The organism is Burkholderia sp. Ac-20353 (assembly GCF_017104785.1).
Taxonomy (GTDB): Bacteria; Pseudomonadota; Gammaproteobacteria; order Burkholderiales; family Burkholderiaceae; genus Burkholderia.
Genome location: NZ_JAAGPL010000035.1, coordinates 43,465 through 60,411 on the forward strand (window position 1 = coordinate 43,465; position 16,947 = coordinate 60,411).

Below are 16,947 nucleotides of genomic sequence, written 5' to 3' on the forward strand. Positions count from 1 at the left end.
ACGCCACAGCCTACGACGCGCGGATCTCGCCACTCGTGCACGTCCGCGCGCCGAGCAGGTCCTGATACCGGACGCACACGCGCTGCTCGGATGCCTTTGCCGCGTACATCGCGGCATCGGCCTTGACCAGCAGTTCCTCGGCCGAGCGGCCGTCGGCCGGGAACTCGCTGACGCCGATGCTCGCGCCGACCGCCATGCGCCGCTCGCCAAACTCCAGCTCCTCGGCCATCACACCCTGGATGCGCGACGCGATCTCGCGGATCACCTCCGGCGAATGCACGCCCGCCAGCAGCACGATGAACTCGTCGCCGCCGAGCCGCGCGGCCATGTCGCCGCTGCGCAGTACGAGGTTCAGCCGCTTCGCGACCGCGACGAGCGTGCGGTCGCCCGCCGAATGCCCGAGCTGATCGTTGATCTGCTTGAAGCGGTCGAGGTCGACGAACATCACCGCGAGCCCCTCGTTCGCCGTCGCCGCATGGCGGATCGCGCCGTCGAGCCGCTCCATGAACAGCAGCCGGTTCGGCAGCCCGGTCAGCACGTCGTGGCCGGCCAGATGCGTGAGCTCCTGCTGCTTCGCGCGCAGCATCGTCAGCTGCGTGCGGATCTCGACACGCATGCAGTCGAAGCAGCGCGCGAGGATGCCGATCTCGTCCGAGCGCTCGACCGGCAGCCGCTCCGCGGCGGGATCGTCGAACACGTGGGTCGCCGCGCGCGCGAGCGTCTGCAGCGGCCGCGTGAGCGCGCGCGCGAACAGGATCGCGAGGATCACCGCGAACACGCTCGAGATCAGCACCATCCGCACGATCCGGCCGCCGAGCATCGCGGCGGGCGCGACCACGTCCGCCAGCGGTCGCTCGATCCCGAGCACGACGAAGCGGTTGTCTTCGCTGCGGCTGAACTGCGTGCGTGCGAACGCGAGCATCTGGTCGGGCGCGCGCGGCGACTCGGCGCACGTCACGCTCGCGCGCGATTCCTCGAACAGCGGCTTTGTCGCCGGAAACGAGTCCTGCATCAGCACGCGCCGCCCGCGGTCGAACCCGAACGTCTGCGCCGGATCCGGATGCACGAGGAAATCGCCCCATTCGTTCGCGAGATACACGCGATAGTCTTCCGGCAGATCGCGTTCGAGCCGTGAGAACACACGCGTCAGCTCGACGTCGATCACGAGCGCGCCGACCGTCTCGCCACGCGCGTCGGCGACCGGCGTGCCGACGCGCAGGATCGGCTGCCCCTCCGCCGCATGCGACCCCGTCTCGTGATTGATCGCGATCGGCGACAGGTAGATGTGGCCCTGCGCGGTCGACAGCGTATCGAACACGTAGGAGAACTGTCCCTTCTCCTGGAATTCGCCCTCCGGCAGCACGGCAATGCCGCGCACGTCGCGGTCCACGCGAATCCGCTCTTGCCCATAGTGCGCGCGCGCGATCAGGCGGATCTGCAAGTACTCGGGGTGATACTGCATGAAGCTGTAGTACACCTGTTCGAGTCGCTCGCGCCGCGCGTGCGCGGGATCGTCGCCGCTCGCAACGGCGGCCGACGACGGCATCGTCGCGAGCACCAGCGCGTCGTCGGCGACGTCGCCGAGCGCGGCGGTGAAGCGTTGCCCCAGCAGTTGCGTCGACGTCAGCAGGCTGTGCTGCGCTTCCTGCACGAGCATCGCGCGGTTCGCGCGATACGCGTAATAGCCGGTCACGCCGGACGCCACGACGCCGATGCAGGCGAGCAGCACCGACAGTTTCGACGTGAGGCCGAGCTTGATCATTTTGCGAAGCGCTCCGGCCGGTCGCCCGATACGATGCGGCTCCACAGCGCCTCGCGACGCGCGATGCTCTCGACCGGCTGGATCCACACGAGATGCTGATGCCCCGCGCCGAGGCCCGGCGGCGGCACAAGCGTATTCGCGAGCCCCTGACGCTGCGTGAGCAGCGCGCCGATCGCCGGCTCGAGCATGTAGTTGATCCACGCGAGCGCGAGCTCCGGATGCTCCGCGCCGCGCGTCATCGCCCAGCAGTCGAGCCATGCGAGCGCGCCTTCGTCCGGAATCACGTAGCCGACGTCCGCGCCCGCGCGGCGCAGCAGCTCGACCTGCTGCGTGCCGTAGTTGCCGAACATCAGCGCCGCGTGATGCTGGACGAACAGCGCGGTCGCCTCCTCGGGCAGCGTGTAGTACGTGAGCAGGTTGCGGCGCAGCTCGACGAGCTTGTGCGCGACCGCCTTCGTCTGTGCCGGCGACAGGTTGAACGGATCGGCATAGCCGAGCGCCAGCGCGGTGAACGAGAAATTGTGCTGCGCGCTGTTGAAATCGAGCACCTTGCCGCGGTAGCGCGGATCCCACAGCTCGAGCATCGAATGCGGCGCAGCCGGTACCTGCTTGCGGTCGTAGATGAGCCCCATCGACGAGTACGTGAACGGCACCGCATAAGTCGCGCCATGGCGCACGAGGCCGCCGATCTGGTCGACCTGCTGGAAATTCGGCAATTGCCGCCGCCGGTTCGGAATGCGCGACAGATCGAGCGGCGCGAGCAGCCGGTCGCGCGCATAACGCTGGATCTCGGCCGTATTCGCGGCGAGCACGTCGTAGGCCGGAGGCGAAGCGCTATGCATCCGCGACCATAACGCTTCGTCGGAATCGACGAAGGTCACTTCCACGCGCACATGGAATTGCGATTCGAAAGCGCTGACGACATCGTTATCCGCATAACCGGGCCACGCGAGAACACGCAAAACGTTTTCGTTTGCGGATTCCGGCGCGGCGATGCCAGACATGCAAAGCAGGCCTGATATCAAAACGATGAGAATCGTACGCGTCGCAACGTTGACCCCGCGCCAACACGCGCCAATTCCCCTGATCAATCGGACTGAGTCCGGATTGCACGGCAGCATTCGACTGTCCTTTTTTCTAGTCGATGCGATTGTTTGAGCTTGCTACAAGACCATAAAAAGGAACGGCATGCAATAAGAACTCGCCACATGCGGATTCATGCGTACGTTTTTACCCGTTGATTCGGAATGATTCGCGCTCCGGACTTAAATTCGCAACATGCCGATTTCATTTATCTGGCTGCATAACGTTGCGACCACAAGCAATTGCCGATTGATCAGGCAAATCGCCTGCCGACAATCCGTAATCGCGGATCCAATCAAATTACGCACTGAATCGTTAACGACAGCCCGTCGTAAAAATTGAGTCGGCGCATTGTCATTCGATCACGACATCGTCAGATCAATTTCATGTCAGACGAATTGCATTCGTACTGCCGGCGCATCAATTGAATCGGAATGCGCAAATACACGTATTTCGATCGGCAATCGTCACATGCGCGCGTCGCGGCATCCGTCGGTACAGCGCGGCACGCACTGCGGATTCGTGCCCGCTTCGACGCCGCCCTCGGGGACGGATGCGCTATCCTTTTGCCAGCGCTCATCGGACAATGAGCCGCCTGCCGCGCGCGAAGCCATACGGGCCCGCATCCCGCGGCGTGCTCCCACCCACGTCAATGAAACGCTACGAAACCCTCGCCAACACGATTGCCGACGAAATCCGCAACGGCAACCTCGCGGTCGGCACGCGCCTGCCGTCACTGCGCCAGATCATCGCGCAGCATGGCGTCAGCCAGTCGACGGTGTTTCGCGCGTACTACCTGCTCGAACAGTGGGGCCTGATTCGTGCGCGCGAGCGCTCCGGCTACTACGTCGCGCCCGGTGCGCGCCCGCCCGCGAAGCGGCGCGCGAGCCGTGCGGCCGGCGCGACGCGCAAGGTCGACATCAGCGACCTCGTATTCTCGGTGCTCGACGCCGCGACCCAGCCCGGCATCGTGCCGCTCGGCTCCGCATTCCCGTCGCCGCAGCTGTTTCCGCTGCCGCGGCTCGCAAAATCGCTCGCGCAGGCGACGCGGCTCGTCAGCCCGTGGAGCACGGTCGTCGACCTGCCGCCCGGCAACGAGCAGTTGCGCCAGCAGATCGCGCTGCGCTATCTCGCGATGGGCGTATCGCAGCCGGTCGACGAGATCGTCGTCACGAACGGTGCACTTGAAGCGCTGAACCTGTGCCTGATGGCCGTCACGCGGCCCGGCGACGTGGTGGCCGTCGAAGCACCCGGCTTCTACGCGGCGCTGCAGGCGATCGAGCGGCTCGACCTGCGGGCAGTCGAGATTCCGGTCGATCCGCACGCGGGGCTCGATCTCGTCGCGCTCGAGAACGCGCTCGACCGCCACAACGTGCGCGCATGCTGGTTCATGACGAATTTCCAGAATCCGACCGGCGTCACGCTGTCGGCCGCGAAAAAGCGCGCGCTCGTCGAGCTGCTCGCCGCGCGCGACGTGCCGTTGATCGAGGACGACGTGTACGGCGAGCTGCATTTCGGGCCCGACTATCCGCTGCCCGCGCGCGCATTCGACCGACACGGCCTCGTGATGCACTGCAGCTCGTTCTCGAAGACGCTCGCGCCCGGCTACCGGATCGGCTGGGCGGCCGCCGGGCGGTTCGCGGAAAAGGTGCAGCGGCTCAAGCTGATGACGACGCTGTCGGCGAGCATTCCCGCGCAGGCCGGCATCGCGAACTATCTCGAGCACGGCGGCTATGATCGCCATCTGCGCAAGCTGCGCGGCGCGCTGCACAGCCAGCTCGAGCGGATGGACGACGCGCTGCGGCGCTGGCTGCCGGCCGGCGTCGAATGGGTGAAGCCGGACGGCGGCTACTTCCTGTGGCTCGAATGCCCGGAAGCGATCGACGCGATGGAGCTGCATCGGCAGGCGCTCGAGCGCGGCATCAGTTTCGCGCCGGGGCCGCTGTTTTCCGCGGCGCACGGCTTCGAGCGCTGCGTGCGCGTGAATTTCGGCCACCCGTGGAGCCGCGAGATCGAGCGGGCGATCCGCGTGCTCGGCGAGCTCGTCGCGGGGCCCGCGGTGCGCAAGGCGGGCTGAAGGCGATCTGCCGGCGCGCGCATCTGCTGCGCCCATTCCGCCCGCAACTGCTCCTTGTTGCGGCCCCGCCCATTCTCTACGCTGTCCTTTCGTCGCGTCCGCCCGGACGCGCGCACCCGACGAGCGGTGCGCCCCGCGCCGCTCACGTTGCCTCCGACTCCATGTATCGATATACGGATTTCGACCGCGCGCTCGTGCAGAGCCGCGCCGCCCAGTTTCGCGACCAGCTCGAACGCTGGCAGCGCGGCACGTTGAGCGAAGACGCGTTCCGGCCGCTGCGGCTGCAGAACGGCTGGTATGTGCAGCGCCATGCGCCGATGCTGCGCGTCGCCGTGCCGTACGGCGAGCTGTCGAGCGCGCAGCTGCGCGTGCTTGCGCGGATCGCGTGCGACTACGACGTGCCCGACGACGCGACCTACCGCGCCGCATGCGACGCGCAGGCGCAGCTCGGCACGACGCGCCTGCCGACCCGCAATGCGCACTTCACGACGCGCACCAACGTTCAGTTCAACTGGATTCCGCTATCGAAAGCGGCTGACGTGATGGACCTGCTCGCGACCGTCGACATGCACGGCATCCAGACGAGCGGCAACTGCATCCGCAACATCTCGTGCGACGAGCGCGCGGGCGTCGCGCCGGACGAGATCGCCGATCCGCGCCCGTTCGCCGAGGCGATGCGGCAATGGACGACGCTGCATCCCGAGTTCGCGTTCCTGCCGCGCAAGTTCAAGATCGCGATCACCGGCGCGGCCGAGGATCGCGCGGCGACCGACTGGCACGACGTCGGCCTGAAGCTCGTGCGCGACGACGCGGGCGAGCTCGGCTTTCGCGTGAGCGTCGGCGGCGGGATGGGCCGCACGCCGATGATCGCGACGCTGCTGCGCGCGTTCCTGCCGTGGCGGCACGTGATGAACTACATCGAGGCGATCGTGCGCGTGTACAACCGCTACGGCCGCCGCGACAACAAGTACAAGGCGCGCATCAAGATCCTCGTGAAGACCGAGGGGCAGCGCTATATCGACGACGTCGAAGAGGAGTTCCGGCAGATCGTCGAGCTCGACGGCGGCCCGCATACGATCCCGCAGGCCGAATTCGACCGGATCGCCGCGTGCTTCGTGCCGCCATCGCGCAAGCCGCGCAGCGTCGACCTGCACGACGCGAATGCGCGCATCAGCGCGCACGCGCACCGGCATCCGGCGTTCGCGCGCTGGCTCGCGCGCAACGTCGCCGCGCATCGCGACCCGTCGCTGCGGATCGTCACGCTGTCGTTCAAGCGGCGGCTGCAGGCGCCCGGTGACGCATCGCCGGACCAGCTCGACGCGCTCGCCGATCTCGCCGACCGCTACTCGGCCGGCGAGGCGCGCGTCACACACACGCAGAATGCGGTGCTGCCGTGGGTGCACGTCGACGACCTGTTCCTGCTGTGGGAAAACGCGCGCGCGATCGGTCTCGCGAGCGCGAACGTCGGCCTGCTGACCGACATGATCGCGTGCCCGGGCGGCGATTTCTGCGCGCTCGCGAATGCGCGTTCGATCCCGATCGCCGATGCGATCACCGAGCGTTTCCAGGATCTCGACCTGCTGCACGACGTCGGCGACATCGACCTGCACATCAGCGGCTGCATCAATTCGTGCGGCCATCATCACAGCGGCCACATCGGCATCCTCGGCGTCGACAAGGATGGCGCCGAGTGGTACCAGGTGACGCTCGGCGGCTCCGACGGCTCGGCCGAAAGCGGGCCCGCGCAGCCGGGCAAGGTGATCGGCCCGTCGTTCTCCGCGGACGAGATCGTCGACGTCGTCGACGCGCTGGTGGCCGCGTATCTCGACGCGCGGCTCGACATCGGTGGCCGCAGCGAGCGGTTCATCGACACCGTGCGCCGCATCGGCCACGAGCCGTTCAAGACTGCCGCGCAGCGCGCGCGCCATCTCGCGGAGCATGCATGACGAACCCGACCGAACGCATCCGGCTGCTGACGCCGGCCCGCCACGACGACGACACGCGCGCCGCGCAGCAGCACGGCGACACGACGCTCGCGATCGCCAACGACGAGGACCTCGCGCCGCTCGCCGCGCAGATCGCGGCTGCATCGCGAATCGACCTGCAGTTCCCGGCGTTTACCGACGGCCGCGCGTACAGCCAGGCCTACCTGCTACGCAAGCGCTTCGGCTTCGCCGGCGACCTGCGCGCGACTGGCGACGTGATGATCGATCAGTTGCTGCTGATGGAGCGCACCGGGTTTTCGAGCGCGGTGCTGCACGAAGACGCCGATCCGGAAGACGCACGGCGCCAGCTCGAACGCTTTTCGGGCTTCTATCAGCGCGATGTGAGGGTGGAAATGTGAGGGTGGAAACGCCGCCGCAGGACGCGGCGGCGGCAGACTCAGCGCGCGGCCACCTGCTTCTTGAACGCCGCGAGAATCCGCTTCTCGAGCGCGATGTAGTCGCGGCCGAAGTGGTGCTCGCCCTGCGTCTTGATCAGTTCGACACCCGTGCTCGCGAGTGCGGGACACATCGTTTCCTTCTCCGCCTCGCCGTAGAAGCACTGGACGATGCCCGGCGGCACCTTCGCGATCTCGGGCGCGACCTTCAGCGCCTTGTCGCTCGCCGGCATCCCGAGCCAGCCCGTCACGCGGATCTGGAAATCCGCGGCCGGCGAGAAGCCGAGCAATGACATCACCGCCACCTTGTCGCGCAGGTCGGCCGGCAGCCGGTTGTACGCGAACGGCATCACGTCCGCGCCGAACGAATAGCCGACCAGCGCGACGTTCGTCGCATGCCAGCGCGTCATGTAGGTGCGCATCACGCGCGCGAGATCGCGGCTCGTCTGCGCAGGCGGCTTCTCGCTCCAGAAGTAGCGCAGGCTGTCGATGCCGACGACCGACACGCCGTCGCGCGCCAGCGCCTCGGCGATCGTCTTGTCGAGATCGCGCCAGCCGCCGTCGCCGGAAATCACGATCGCGACCAGGCCCGACGGCTTCGCGGCCGGCAGCTCGATCAGCGGCAGGTCCGACACGTCGAGCTCGTCGTCGGCGGTGCCGTCGCGCAGGTGCGGCGTGATCAGCGACACGAGCTTCGCGGTATCGCCGGCCGCCGCGGTGTCGACGAAGCCCGGCATCGCGCGGCGCACGATCGTCGGATCGGGCGGGCACGGCTTGAAGCGCGGATCGAGCGTCGCGGACGGCTCGACCGACACCGCGCCGGCGATCGTGTTCTCCGGCGCCATCGACAGGATCTGCTTCGCGATCGCGCCGCCCTGCCCGACACCCGCGACGATCGGCGCGTAATAGCGCGACGAGCGCGCGAGCCGTTCGAGCTGGTGGCTGACCGCCTCGGTGTCACCGTCGAGGTGATGGCAGGTTTCCGGCTTCGCGGCGAGGTTCGCCGCATAGCGCTCCGAATCGACGCCGACCGTCATCGCGCCGGCCTTCGCGAGCGCGTTGGCGGCCTGCTGGTCGGCCGTGCTCCAGCCGGCGTCGCGCGAGAACATCACGACGAAGCCGCGCAGCGCGCCGCTCGGCTTCGTGACCGTGACCGGGCCGTAACGGCCGCCCGGCATCGTCTGCACATTCGTGGCGGCCTGCTGCGTCGCGAACGCGGCACCCGCCAGCATCATTCCCGCGCAGGCGGCCAGCGCCCGCGAGATTCCCTTCTTCAACATCATGAACGCCGACCTCCAGCCAGCAGAGACAGATCGGCCAGCGTGACGAACACGCCGACCGAGCCCGAAGCCGCGAGATAACGCGGCTCCCAATGCGGCTCGAACTTGCTCTTGAACGCGCGCAAGCCGCGGAAATTGTAGAAACGGCCGCCGAAGCGCCAGACCATCAGCCCGAACCGGTGCCACGGCGACGGCATCCGTGCGGCGCCCATCCCCGAGAACGGCGCGATGCCGAGGCTCAGCTTGCGGAAACCCGCTTCCTTCAGGTGCAGCGCGAGCTGCGTGAACAGGTACTCCATCGCATACGGCGACGCTTCCGGCAGATGACGCATCACGCCGACCGTCGCCTCGGTATTGAGGTCGGTCGTCATGAACGTGACGAACGCGACCGGCTTGTCGGCCTGCCGCACGAGCATCACCGATTGCGTCGCGAGATAGCCGTCGTGGAAGGCCGCGACCGAGAAGCTCTTCTCGCGCGCGTCGCGGCTGTCGAGCCAGCCGTCCGAGATGTCGCGCAGCGCGGGCAGCGCGTCGGGCACCGCGTGCGGCGCGATCACCTCGACGGTCATCGCGTCCTTGTCGCCGCGGCGCAGCGCGTAGCGCAGGTGCGAGCGGTGCGAGCCCTTCAGGTCGAATTCGTCGAGTGCGACGTGCGCTTCCTCGCCGAGCTTCATCAGCGTGAGCCCCGCGTCGAGATACAGCGGCAGCGCGTTCGCGCGCACCTGGTAGAACGCCGCGCGGCCGCCGTGCTTGTGCGCGAGCGCGATGAACTTGCCGATCAGCGCCGGCCATTCGCTGCGCGGGCCGACCGGGTCGTGCAGCGCGGCCCACGTGCGGCCGTGCTTCGCGTACATCAGGAACGCCTCGCGCGATTCCGAGAACAGGAACGACTTGTCGCCCATCAGCGCGAGGCCCGCGTCGCTGCATTCCTGTGCACGGATGATGCGTTCGGCGTCCTGCAGGTCCTGCGGCGCGGGCGTCACGAAGCGGCCCGGCGCCGGGCGCAGCAGCTGCCACAGCGCGAACAGTGCGACGAACACGCCAGCGGCGAACGTTGCGCGCAGCGCACGCGGCGCGCGCGCGTCGAACGAGAAATGCGACCACAGCTCGCGCGTGTACGGCACATCGCGGAACGCGAAGAACAGCACCCACACGGCCAGCATCAGCACCATCGCCACCGACACGAACCAGCTCACCGTGAAGCGCTCGGCGAGCAGCGACGAGTGACGGTTGAAGCGCCGGCGGCTGACGAGCAGCAGCACCAGCAGCGTGCCGAGCACGCCGGCCTCGACGAACGCGAGGCCCTTCGCCAGCGACAGCGCGAGGCTCGCGAGCGTCAGCGCGAAGGTCATCCACCACGCGCCGTCGAGGCGGCGCAACAGCCCGCGCGCGACGAACAGCAGCGCGACGCCGAGCACGCTGCAGATCACCTGCGAGCCTTCGAGCACCCACAGCGGCACGATGTTGCGCAGGATTGCGATCCGGTGCCAGAACGCCGGCGTCGCGCTCGAGATTACCAGCATCGTGCCGACCGCGAACGTGACGAGGCTCAGGAACAGTGGCGCGAGCTGCGACACGCGTGCGGCCTGCCGCGTGACGAGGCGGCGCCGCAGCGCGCGGCCTTCGAAGCCCGCGAGCAGACCGGCCGACAGCACGAACGGCACGCCGAAATAGATCGCGCGATACGCGATCAGCGCGGCGACCATCGCATGCGCGGGCACGTCGCGGCCGAGCGTGAACACCATCGCGGCCTCGAACACGCCGATCCCGCCCGGCGTATGGCCGATCATGCCGAGCAGCAGCGCGGCCGCGTAAACGGTGATGAAGGTCGGGAAGCCGACCGGCGCGGCCGGCAGCAGCACCCACAGCGTGAGGCCTGCAGCGATCACGTCGAGCACCGCGTAGAGAACCTGCGCGATCAGGTCGCGCCGCGCGGGCACGTCGAACGCAAGCCACTTGAAGCGCGTGACGACCGGCCGGGCCGTGTTACCGCACGCGAACACGATCGCGGCCATCGCCGCCAGCAGCGCGGCGCCGCTCCACGTCAGCACGGCCGGCGCGACGTGCAGCATCGCGGCGAGCGTCTGCGGCACGCAGACCATGCCGACCGCCGTCATCAGCACCAGCGCGAGCGCGAGCGTGCCGCTCGTGAACACCGTCATGCGGCCGATCTGCGCGGGCGTGACACCGGACACGCCGTAGACGCGCGCGCGGACCGCACCGCCCGTCAGCGCACCGAAACCGGTCGCGTTGCCGAGCGCGGAGCCCGCGATCGCGCCGATCCACAGCGCCGCGCGCGGCACCTTGGCGGCAACGTAGCGCAAGCCGACCGCGTCGCGGGCGACCAGCGCGAGATAGCTGAGCGCGGTCGCACCGAGCGACGCGCCCCACTCGGCGGGCGACATGTGGCGGAGCTCGCGGATCACCGACCGGTAATCGACGGACGCCGACAGGTGCTGGAAGACCACGATCAGCAGCAGGCCGATGCCGAGTGCAAGCAGCGGCGACAGGACACGCTCGTTGCGGAGCAGTGCCGAGACACGGCCGAACATTGCCGCGGCACGGCTGGGCGAACCAGGGTGGCGGGAAGACATAGATTATTGGTGGCGGTACATAGCGTGTCGCGGCGTCGGGTACCCGGGCGGCGACGAATCTGGTTGTGCTGCGTCGGCGGTCCGCCAAAGCGGGAGGCTGGCGGTGCCTGATTCAGAAATTACAAGTATACGGAATTTATATTACAAAATCTTTCGCGTTCGGTGACGCCGAGCCGGACGGCACGGCCGCGTCAATGCAAGATCAAAATTAAGCGATCCATACATGCGCGAGATGCGAATCATACCGGGAACCGGCGGGGATTTTTCATCGGACAAGTGACTTGCGATGCATTCGGGAGAAATTTGCCGGGCGCGGCCCGGCGGGCGAGGAGAAAGACGTAAGGTCGCAGGGCTTTTCGGGAATGGGGACAGGTTGGGTTGGGCGGTGTGTCGCCGCCCTTTCATTGGGCCTTCATTTGGCCGCTACGTCCGGGCGGCGTGGTTCATCCCGCAATCCGTACCGGTTCGCAGCCCCCGGCCCGACTCTGCCGTTAAAACTGCGCCGTCAACTGGAAGCCGAACGTCACCCGCGCAGTCGGGAAGCCCGACGGCCTGTAGACCGGCGTACCCGCGAACAGGTCGTATGCATAAGCGCCGAATCTCGTGCCGACGCTCCCCTTCACGCCGATCACCGCGCCGGCCAGTTGCGTGCCGACCAGCGTGACCGGCTGCGGGCCCCACACTCGACCGTAATCGAGCCCCGCATAGAGCGCCTGCCCCGTCTGCCCGATCGGCATCTGCAACTCGTTGCGCCAGTAGAAGCCGCGCGCGGCCGCCAGCATCGTCTCGCCGTCGAAACCGCGCACCGTGTAGCGGCTGCCGATCGTCAGGTCGTCGATGTAGTACAGCGTGTTGCCCGTGTATTGGCCGTGGAAGGTGCCGACGTAGCGGAACGGTTGCTTCGCAATGGCGAACGGCACCTGCAGGTTCGCGTCGAGTACGGCCATTCTGTAGCGGTAGGTCGGGCCGCCTTCGGCTGCCAGCATGTCGTCCTGCGCGCCGAATGCGCCGATGCCCTGCCGGTACGCGAGCATCCCGTCGAACTGCGCGCCACCGAAGTAATGACGATCGGTCAGGCCGATTTCGACGAACGTGTTGTTGCGGCGCTGCTGCGGGATTTCGGTGTCTTCGATGAAGCTCTGGCCGAAGCGGCGCGACAAGTGGAATTGCGCGCCGAATACGTCGTTCTGGCTGCGCAACAGCACGCGGTTCAGCTTGAAGTCGACGGTCTTCGAATTGCCGCTCGCGACGAAGGTCTGGTTTACGCCGGCGATCTGCTGGTAGTACGTGTTCGTGTATGCCGACAGCGTCGCGGTCCAGTAGCCCCACGGGATCGAGTAGAAGCCGTTCCAGCCGTGCGAGCCGAGACGCTTGTCGCCCAGTTCGAGATCCTGGCTCACGCCGATGTTGAAGAGGTCGTTCAGGCCGAGCGGGTTGTCGATGCCGACCGACAGGTTGCCTTGCAGGCGGCCCGTGGCGCGCGTGCCGGAGTTGTCGATCGAGGCGACGACGGTCCAGGGTTTTGCGCGTTTGACGTCGAGGACGACGTCGCTTTCGCCAGGCGTGTCGGCGGGGACGATCTGCATCGAGACGTCCTGGCTCGACACGCGCTTCATCTGCTCGATGCCCTGCTCGAGGTCGCGCAGGTTCAGGAGGTCGCCGTCACGGGTCGGGAACGCGGTTTTCCAGGTGCCTCGGAGCTTTTCGTCGGAGAAGCGGACGTGGCGGATCGTGCCGGGGATCAGCGCGAGTTTGAGGATGCCGGTCGAGAGGTCTTGTTCGGGGAGCAGGACGCGGGTCGTGATGTAGCCGCGCGACAGGATCGCCTGGGACAGGCCTTTGACCAGTACGTCGAGGCCCTGTTTGCCAACGCATTGGCCAGCATAGTGGCTCAGCCATTCACGGGCGAAGGCGAAGCGGTCCATTGGCAGTGCGGACGCGCCTTGAGACTTTACTGCGTCGGGCAGCGAATCGGGGACGTCGAGCGTGAAGTTGTCGACGCGGAAGCACGGCGTTTCGGTCGGCAAGGTCAGGAAAGCCGCGCTTTCCGTTACGGACGAGCGCACTGCCGGTGCGGAAACGGTTCGCTCGCGTTCGCGCGCTTGCTCCTGCTCGCGGGCACGTTGATCGTTGCTGGTCGGCACGGCGCCCGGCGCGATCGACTGTGCGGATACGCCGGCCGATGCGAGCAGCAAGGAGGCTGTGACAAGGTTGGTTCCCCGGATTTTCTTCCTCATGTACTGGTTTTCTCGATTATGCGTACCGCGTGACCATCCAGACGCCGATCAGGACGACAACTGCGCCGACCGCTTGCAACGGCTTCAAAAGGTGTTCGTACAGCGCCGTGAACGACAGCACAACAAGCATGGAGATCGCCACCATGGTCGGATACGCAACGCCAAGCGTCGTCTTGCGCAGCGCAATCGCATAAAGCACGAAGCCGATACCGTAGGCGCCGATCGCTGCACCGCGCGCAATCCACGGCAATGCGCTCGACTCGCCGAGTGCAATGCCCTTGAGGGCCGCGATTCTGAGCAACACGCTGGCAAGGCCGCCGAAAATACCGCTTGCGATAACGATCAGCCAATTCATCGGATGGCCTCCGTCGCCATGGCGATATCGGGCCGACGGTCAGGCGTGGCACGCATGTCGGCCGAGCGTACCGCTGTTCACGAGATCAACCGCCGTGCTCACCGACACCGACTGCTGCGCATAAAGCGTGCCGCTGTTGTCGATGCCGCCCGCCGCGGACATCGCGAGATTGCCCGCTGCCGTTGTCTTGCCGGTCAGCACGAGGCGGCCGTTCGACTGCAGCGTCATATCGCCGGCCTGCGCCGCGATCGTGCCCGCATTGCGCACACCGACGCCGCCTTCGGTGCCGACCAGGTAGATCCGGTCGCTGTACATCCCGCCGAGCTGGCTGACGTCGATCGCGACGGCCGGCGCGGCGCCATCGCCCTGGATCGGCGTCGCCGCCAGCGTGTCGTGATCGACCTGGTTCGCGCCCGCGATGACGTTCAGGTTCTTCGCGTAGATCGCCGCATTCGCCTGCACGGCGCGGGCAATGATGTCAACCTGATCGACGTTCGCCGCATTGAGCCCCGCGCCCTGCACCGTGACGAGTCCGCGATTGACGGCGTAGCCGGCGAGCGAGCCGTCCGCACTGTAGTAAGGCTGGCCGGTGGTCAGCGTGGCGCGCGACGTATTGATGAAGCCGCCGCCGTCGACGACGATGCCGGCCGGGTTGGCCAGCACCACTTCCGCGCGATTCCCGGCGACTTCGACGTAACCGCGAATCTGCGACCCGTTCGCGCTGTTCACCTGGTTGACGATGATCCGGGCGGATTGACCGGGCCCGAAGTTCGGGTTCCCGTTGATATAAGCGGCCTGCTGCGTATTGACGGACGTCGGCGAGTTATTGAGGATCGCGCCGTTTTTCTGGACGTCGAACTGGTTGTAGGTATTGACCGATACGCCGGCGCCGGAAGGCTTGGCGATATTCACCTGCGGCAAGCCGTTTTGCGTCTGGATCACATGCGTGGGCGTGCCTGGCGTCGGCGCGATCTGCGCCGGTGCGAGCGAAGGCGCAGCCGCCAGCGATGCAGCCGCAAGAATCCAGCCCGAACCGCCGAGTGCACGTCGGCCGGCACGGTGCTCGCCGGAAGCAGCTTCCCCCGAAGCGGCAGCCGTCTCTTCGACAACCACCACCATTCCCCGGAATCTGGAATTCACCAGGCGGTAGGTCTTTCCATTCATCGTTCTTTATTGGACTTCTTTTCAGATCGATGAACGTTAGCAAAGCAATCGTCAGCAAGCCATAAGGTGACCGTCGACAATTGCCAGACGCTATGGATATGTGAAGTGACGCAATTTCAGGATTTTTCCTATCACACTCCGCTATCTCGAATTAATGCATCTGATTTTTATTAGAGTTCTTCAGAATTTTCCTGCATTGATTCCCGATTTATCTCATCGCAAATAAAAATCCGATCGATATCGCGCCGCATCGCGATCATCGGGAAATAGTCAAAATGTGTTGCCGGCCAGCGACGGCACGGGGGCAACGTGCCCCCTGCCGCACGCGCTCAGTACACATCCCGCACGTAGCGCCGGTCCTTCGCGAGCCGCGCGACGTATTCGCCCGCCTCGTCGTCCGACATCCCGCCGTGCGCGGCGACCACCGACTTCAGCGCCGCGTCGACGTCCTTCGCCATCCGCGCCGCGTCGCCGCACACATAAAAATGCGCGCCCTCCTCGAGCCACGCGAACAGCTCGGCACCCTGCTCGCGCATCCGGTCCTGCACGTAGACCTTCTCCGCCTGATCGCGCGAGAACGCGAGATCGAGCCGCGAGAGGAAACCGCTGTCGCGCATCTCGGCCAGCTCGTCGCGATAGTAGAAATCGGTCTGCGCGTGCTGCTCGCCGAAGAACAGCCAGTTGCGGCCGCGTGCGCCGCGCGCCTGGCGCTCGTGCAGGAAGCCGCGGAACGGCGCGATGCCGGTGCCGGGGCCGACCATCACGATCGGCACGTCGCCGCTTGCCGGCGGCCGGAAATGTGCGGACTTCTGCACGAACACCGGCACGCGGCCATCGTCCGCGCGATCCGCGAGGAACGTCGATGCGACGCCTTTGCGCGCGCGGCGGCCGTTGTGATAGCGCACGGCCGACACGGTCAGGTGGATCTCGCCGCGATGCGCGTTCGGGCTCGACGCGATCGAATAGAGCCGCGGCTGCATCCGTTTCAGCATGCCGACGAGGTCCGCGCCCGACAGCTCGATCGGGTATTCGTGCAGCACGTCGGCGAGCTGCTGGCCCCACAGCCAGTTCTTCAGGTCGGCCTTGCGCTCGCCGCCGAGCAACGCGTTCAGCGCGCCGTTCGAACTGCGCGCGGCGATGTATGCGAGCGTGTCCGGATGCGGACGCGTGATATCGAAGTGGCGCGCGAGCGCGTCGCCGAGCCGCACATCGCCGACACCGGCGACCGTCACCGGCGTGTCGGCCTTCAGCGCGGTGATCTCGAGCAGTTCGTCGACGAGCGCCGGGCAGTTGGTCGGCCACACGCCGAGCGCGTCGCCGGCTTCGTATTCGAGGTTCGCGCCTTCGGTCGACAGCGACACGTAGCGCGTATCCTTCGCCGCGCCCGGATGATTGAGCCGCAGGTTCGCGACGAGCCGCGACGGCGCCGGATGCGCCTTGGTCGGCAACGCGCCCGCCGGGATCATCCCGTCCGCCGGCACCGCATGCAGCGCCGCATCCTCTTCCTTGATTCGCGCGACGATGCGCTCGAGCCAGCGGTTCGCGTCGGCCTGGAACTCGACGTCGCAGTCGACGCGCGGCGACAGCCGCGTCGCGCCGAGCTCCGCGAGCCGTGCGTCGAGCTGGCGGCCGTGGCCGCAGAACTGGTCGTAGTTGCGGTCGCCGAACGCGAGCACCGCGAAGTGCACGCCGTCGACGCGCGCGGCGCGGTCGGCCCGCAGCGCGTCCCAGAATTCGCGGCCGTTGTCGGGCGGGTCGCCGTCGCCGAACGTACTCGTCATCAGCAGCACGTATTGCGCCTTCGCGAGCGACGCGACCGGGTAGTCGGACATGCAGGTCGTGCGGATCTCGAAGCCCGCGTTCATCAGCTGGGTCGCGTAGTCCTCGGTCAGCGATTCGATGTTGCCCGTCTGCGACGCCCACAGCAGCACGACCTTCGGCCGCGTGCGCACGATCCGCACGCCGCCCGGCGGCGCTGCAGCGGCGTCCGCCTGCGGTGCGGGCATCGCGGCCGG

The 16,947-nt window shown here is 67.0% G+C and carries 10 protein-coding genes and 1 pseudogene; 3 read left to right on the forward strand and 8 right to left on the reverse strand.

From position 1 onward, the window contains the following. Positions 1-10 precede the first annotated feature (10 nt). Both G3N94_RS13640 and G3N94_RS13645 read right to left on the reverse strand, forming a co-directional pair. Positions 11-1,762 carry a sensor domain-containing diguanylate cyclase gene (locus tag G3N94_RS13640; protein ID WP_205792912.1) on the reverse strand — a complete coding sequence of 584 codons (1,752 nt, stop codon included), beginning with the start codon at positions 1,760-1,762 and terminating at the stop codon, positions 11-13. Beyond that, positions 1,759-2,766, reverse strand: coding sequence for an extracellular solute-binding protein (locus G3N94_RS13645; RefSeq protein ID WP_241021819.1), 1,008 nt, complete (start codon positions 2,764-2,766; stop codon positions 1,759-1,761). Before G3N94_RS13645 ends, G3N94_RS13640 begins: the two co-directional genes overlap by 4 nt. A 731-nt stretch (positions 2,767-3,497) precedes the next feature. Between G3N94_RS13645 and G3N94_RS13650 the strand changes: the two genes are divergently transcribed. The 3 genes from G3N94_RS13650 (at position 3,498) to G3N94_RS13660 (ending at position 7,266) form a co-directional block, all read left to right on the forward strand. After that, on the forward strand, positions 3,498-4,922 hold the full coding sequence (locus G3N94_RS13650; protein ID WP_205792914.1) for a PLP-dependent aminotransferase family protein: 1,425 nt from the start codon (positions 3,498-3,500) through the stop codon (positions 4,920-4,922). Positions 4,923-5,083: 161 nt separating this feature from the next. Beyond that, positions 5,084-6,868 carry a nitrite/sulfite reductase gene (locus G3N94_RS13655; protein WP_205792915.1) on the forward strand — a complete coding sequence of 595 codons (1,785 nt, stop codon included), beginning with the start codon at positions 5,084-5,086 and terminating at the stop codon, positions 6,866-6,868. Beyond that, positions 6,865-7,266 (forward strand): DUF934 domain-containing protein, encoded by a 402-nt coding sequence (locus G3N94_RS13660; protein WP_205792916.1) that lies wholly within the window; start codon positions 6,865-6,867, stop codon positions 7,264-7,266. The genes G3N94_RS13655 and G3N94_RS13660 overlap by 4 nt, the downstream gene beginning before the upstream one ends. Before the next feature lie 38 nt (positions 7,267-7,304). Here G3N94_RS13660 and G3N94_RS13665 read toward each other — a convergent pair whose 3' ends face one another. The 6 genes and pseudogenes from G3N94_RS13665 to G3N94_RS13690 all read right to left on the reverse strand — a co-directional run. Beyond that, positions 7,305-8,585 (reverse strand): virulence factor family protein, encoded by a 1,281-nt coding sequence (locus G3N94_RS13665; RefSeq protein WP_205792917.1) that lies wholly within the window; start codon positions 8,583-8,585, stop codon positions 7,305-7,307. Further along, positions 8,582-11,176 carry a bifunctional lysylphosphatidylglycerol flippase/synthetase MprF gene (gene mprF, locus G3N94_RS13670; protein WP_205792918.1) on the reverse strand — a complete coding sequence of 865 codons (2,595 nt, stop codon included), beginning with the start codon at positions 11,174-11,176 and terminating at the stop codon, positions 8,582-8,584. The genes G3N94_RS13665 and mprF overlap by 4 nt, the downstream gene beginning before the upstream one ends. 491 nt (positions 11,177-11,667) lie before the next feature. Then, positions 11,668-13,413, reverse strand: a complete 1,746-nt coding sequence (locus G3N94_RS13675; RefSeq protein ID WP_205792919.1) for a ShlB/FhaC/HecB family hemolysin secretion/activation protein — start codon at positions 13,411-13,413, stop codon at positions 11,668-11,670. A gap of 16 nt (positions 13,414-13,429) precedes the next feature. After that, entirely contained in the window at positions 13,430-13,768 is a 339-nt protein-coding gene (locus G3N94_RS13680; RefSeq protein WP_205792920.1) for a small multidrug resistance protein, read from the reverse strand. Between the two features lie 63 nt (positions 13,769-13,831). Next, positions 13,832-14,932: pseudogene (locus G3N94_RS13685) on the reverse strand (filamentous hemagglutinin N-terminal domain-containing protein); the annotation flags it as partial. A gap of 329 nt (positions 14,933-15,261) precedes the next feature. Next, a partial coding sequence (locus G3N94_RS13690) for a flavodoxin domain-containing protein (RefSeq protein ID WP_205792921.1) occupies positions 15,262-16,947 on the reverse strand: 1,686 nt, incomplete at its 5' end.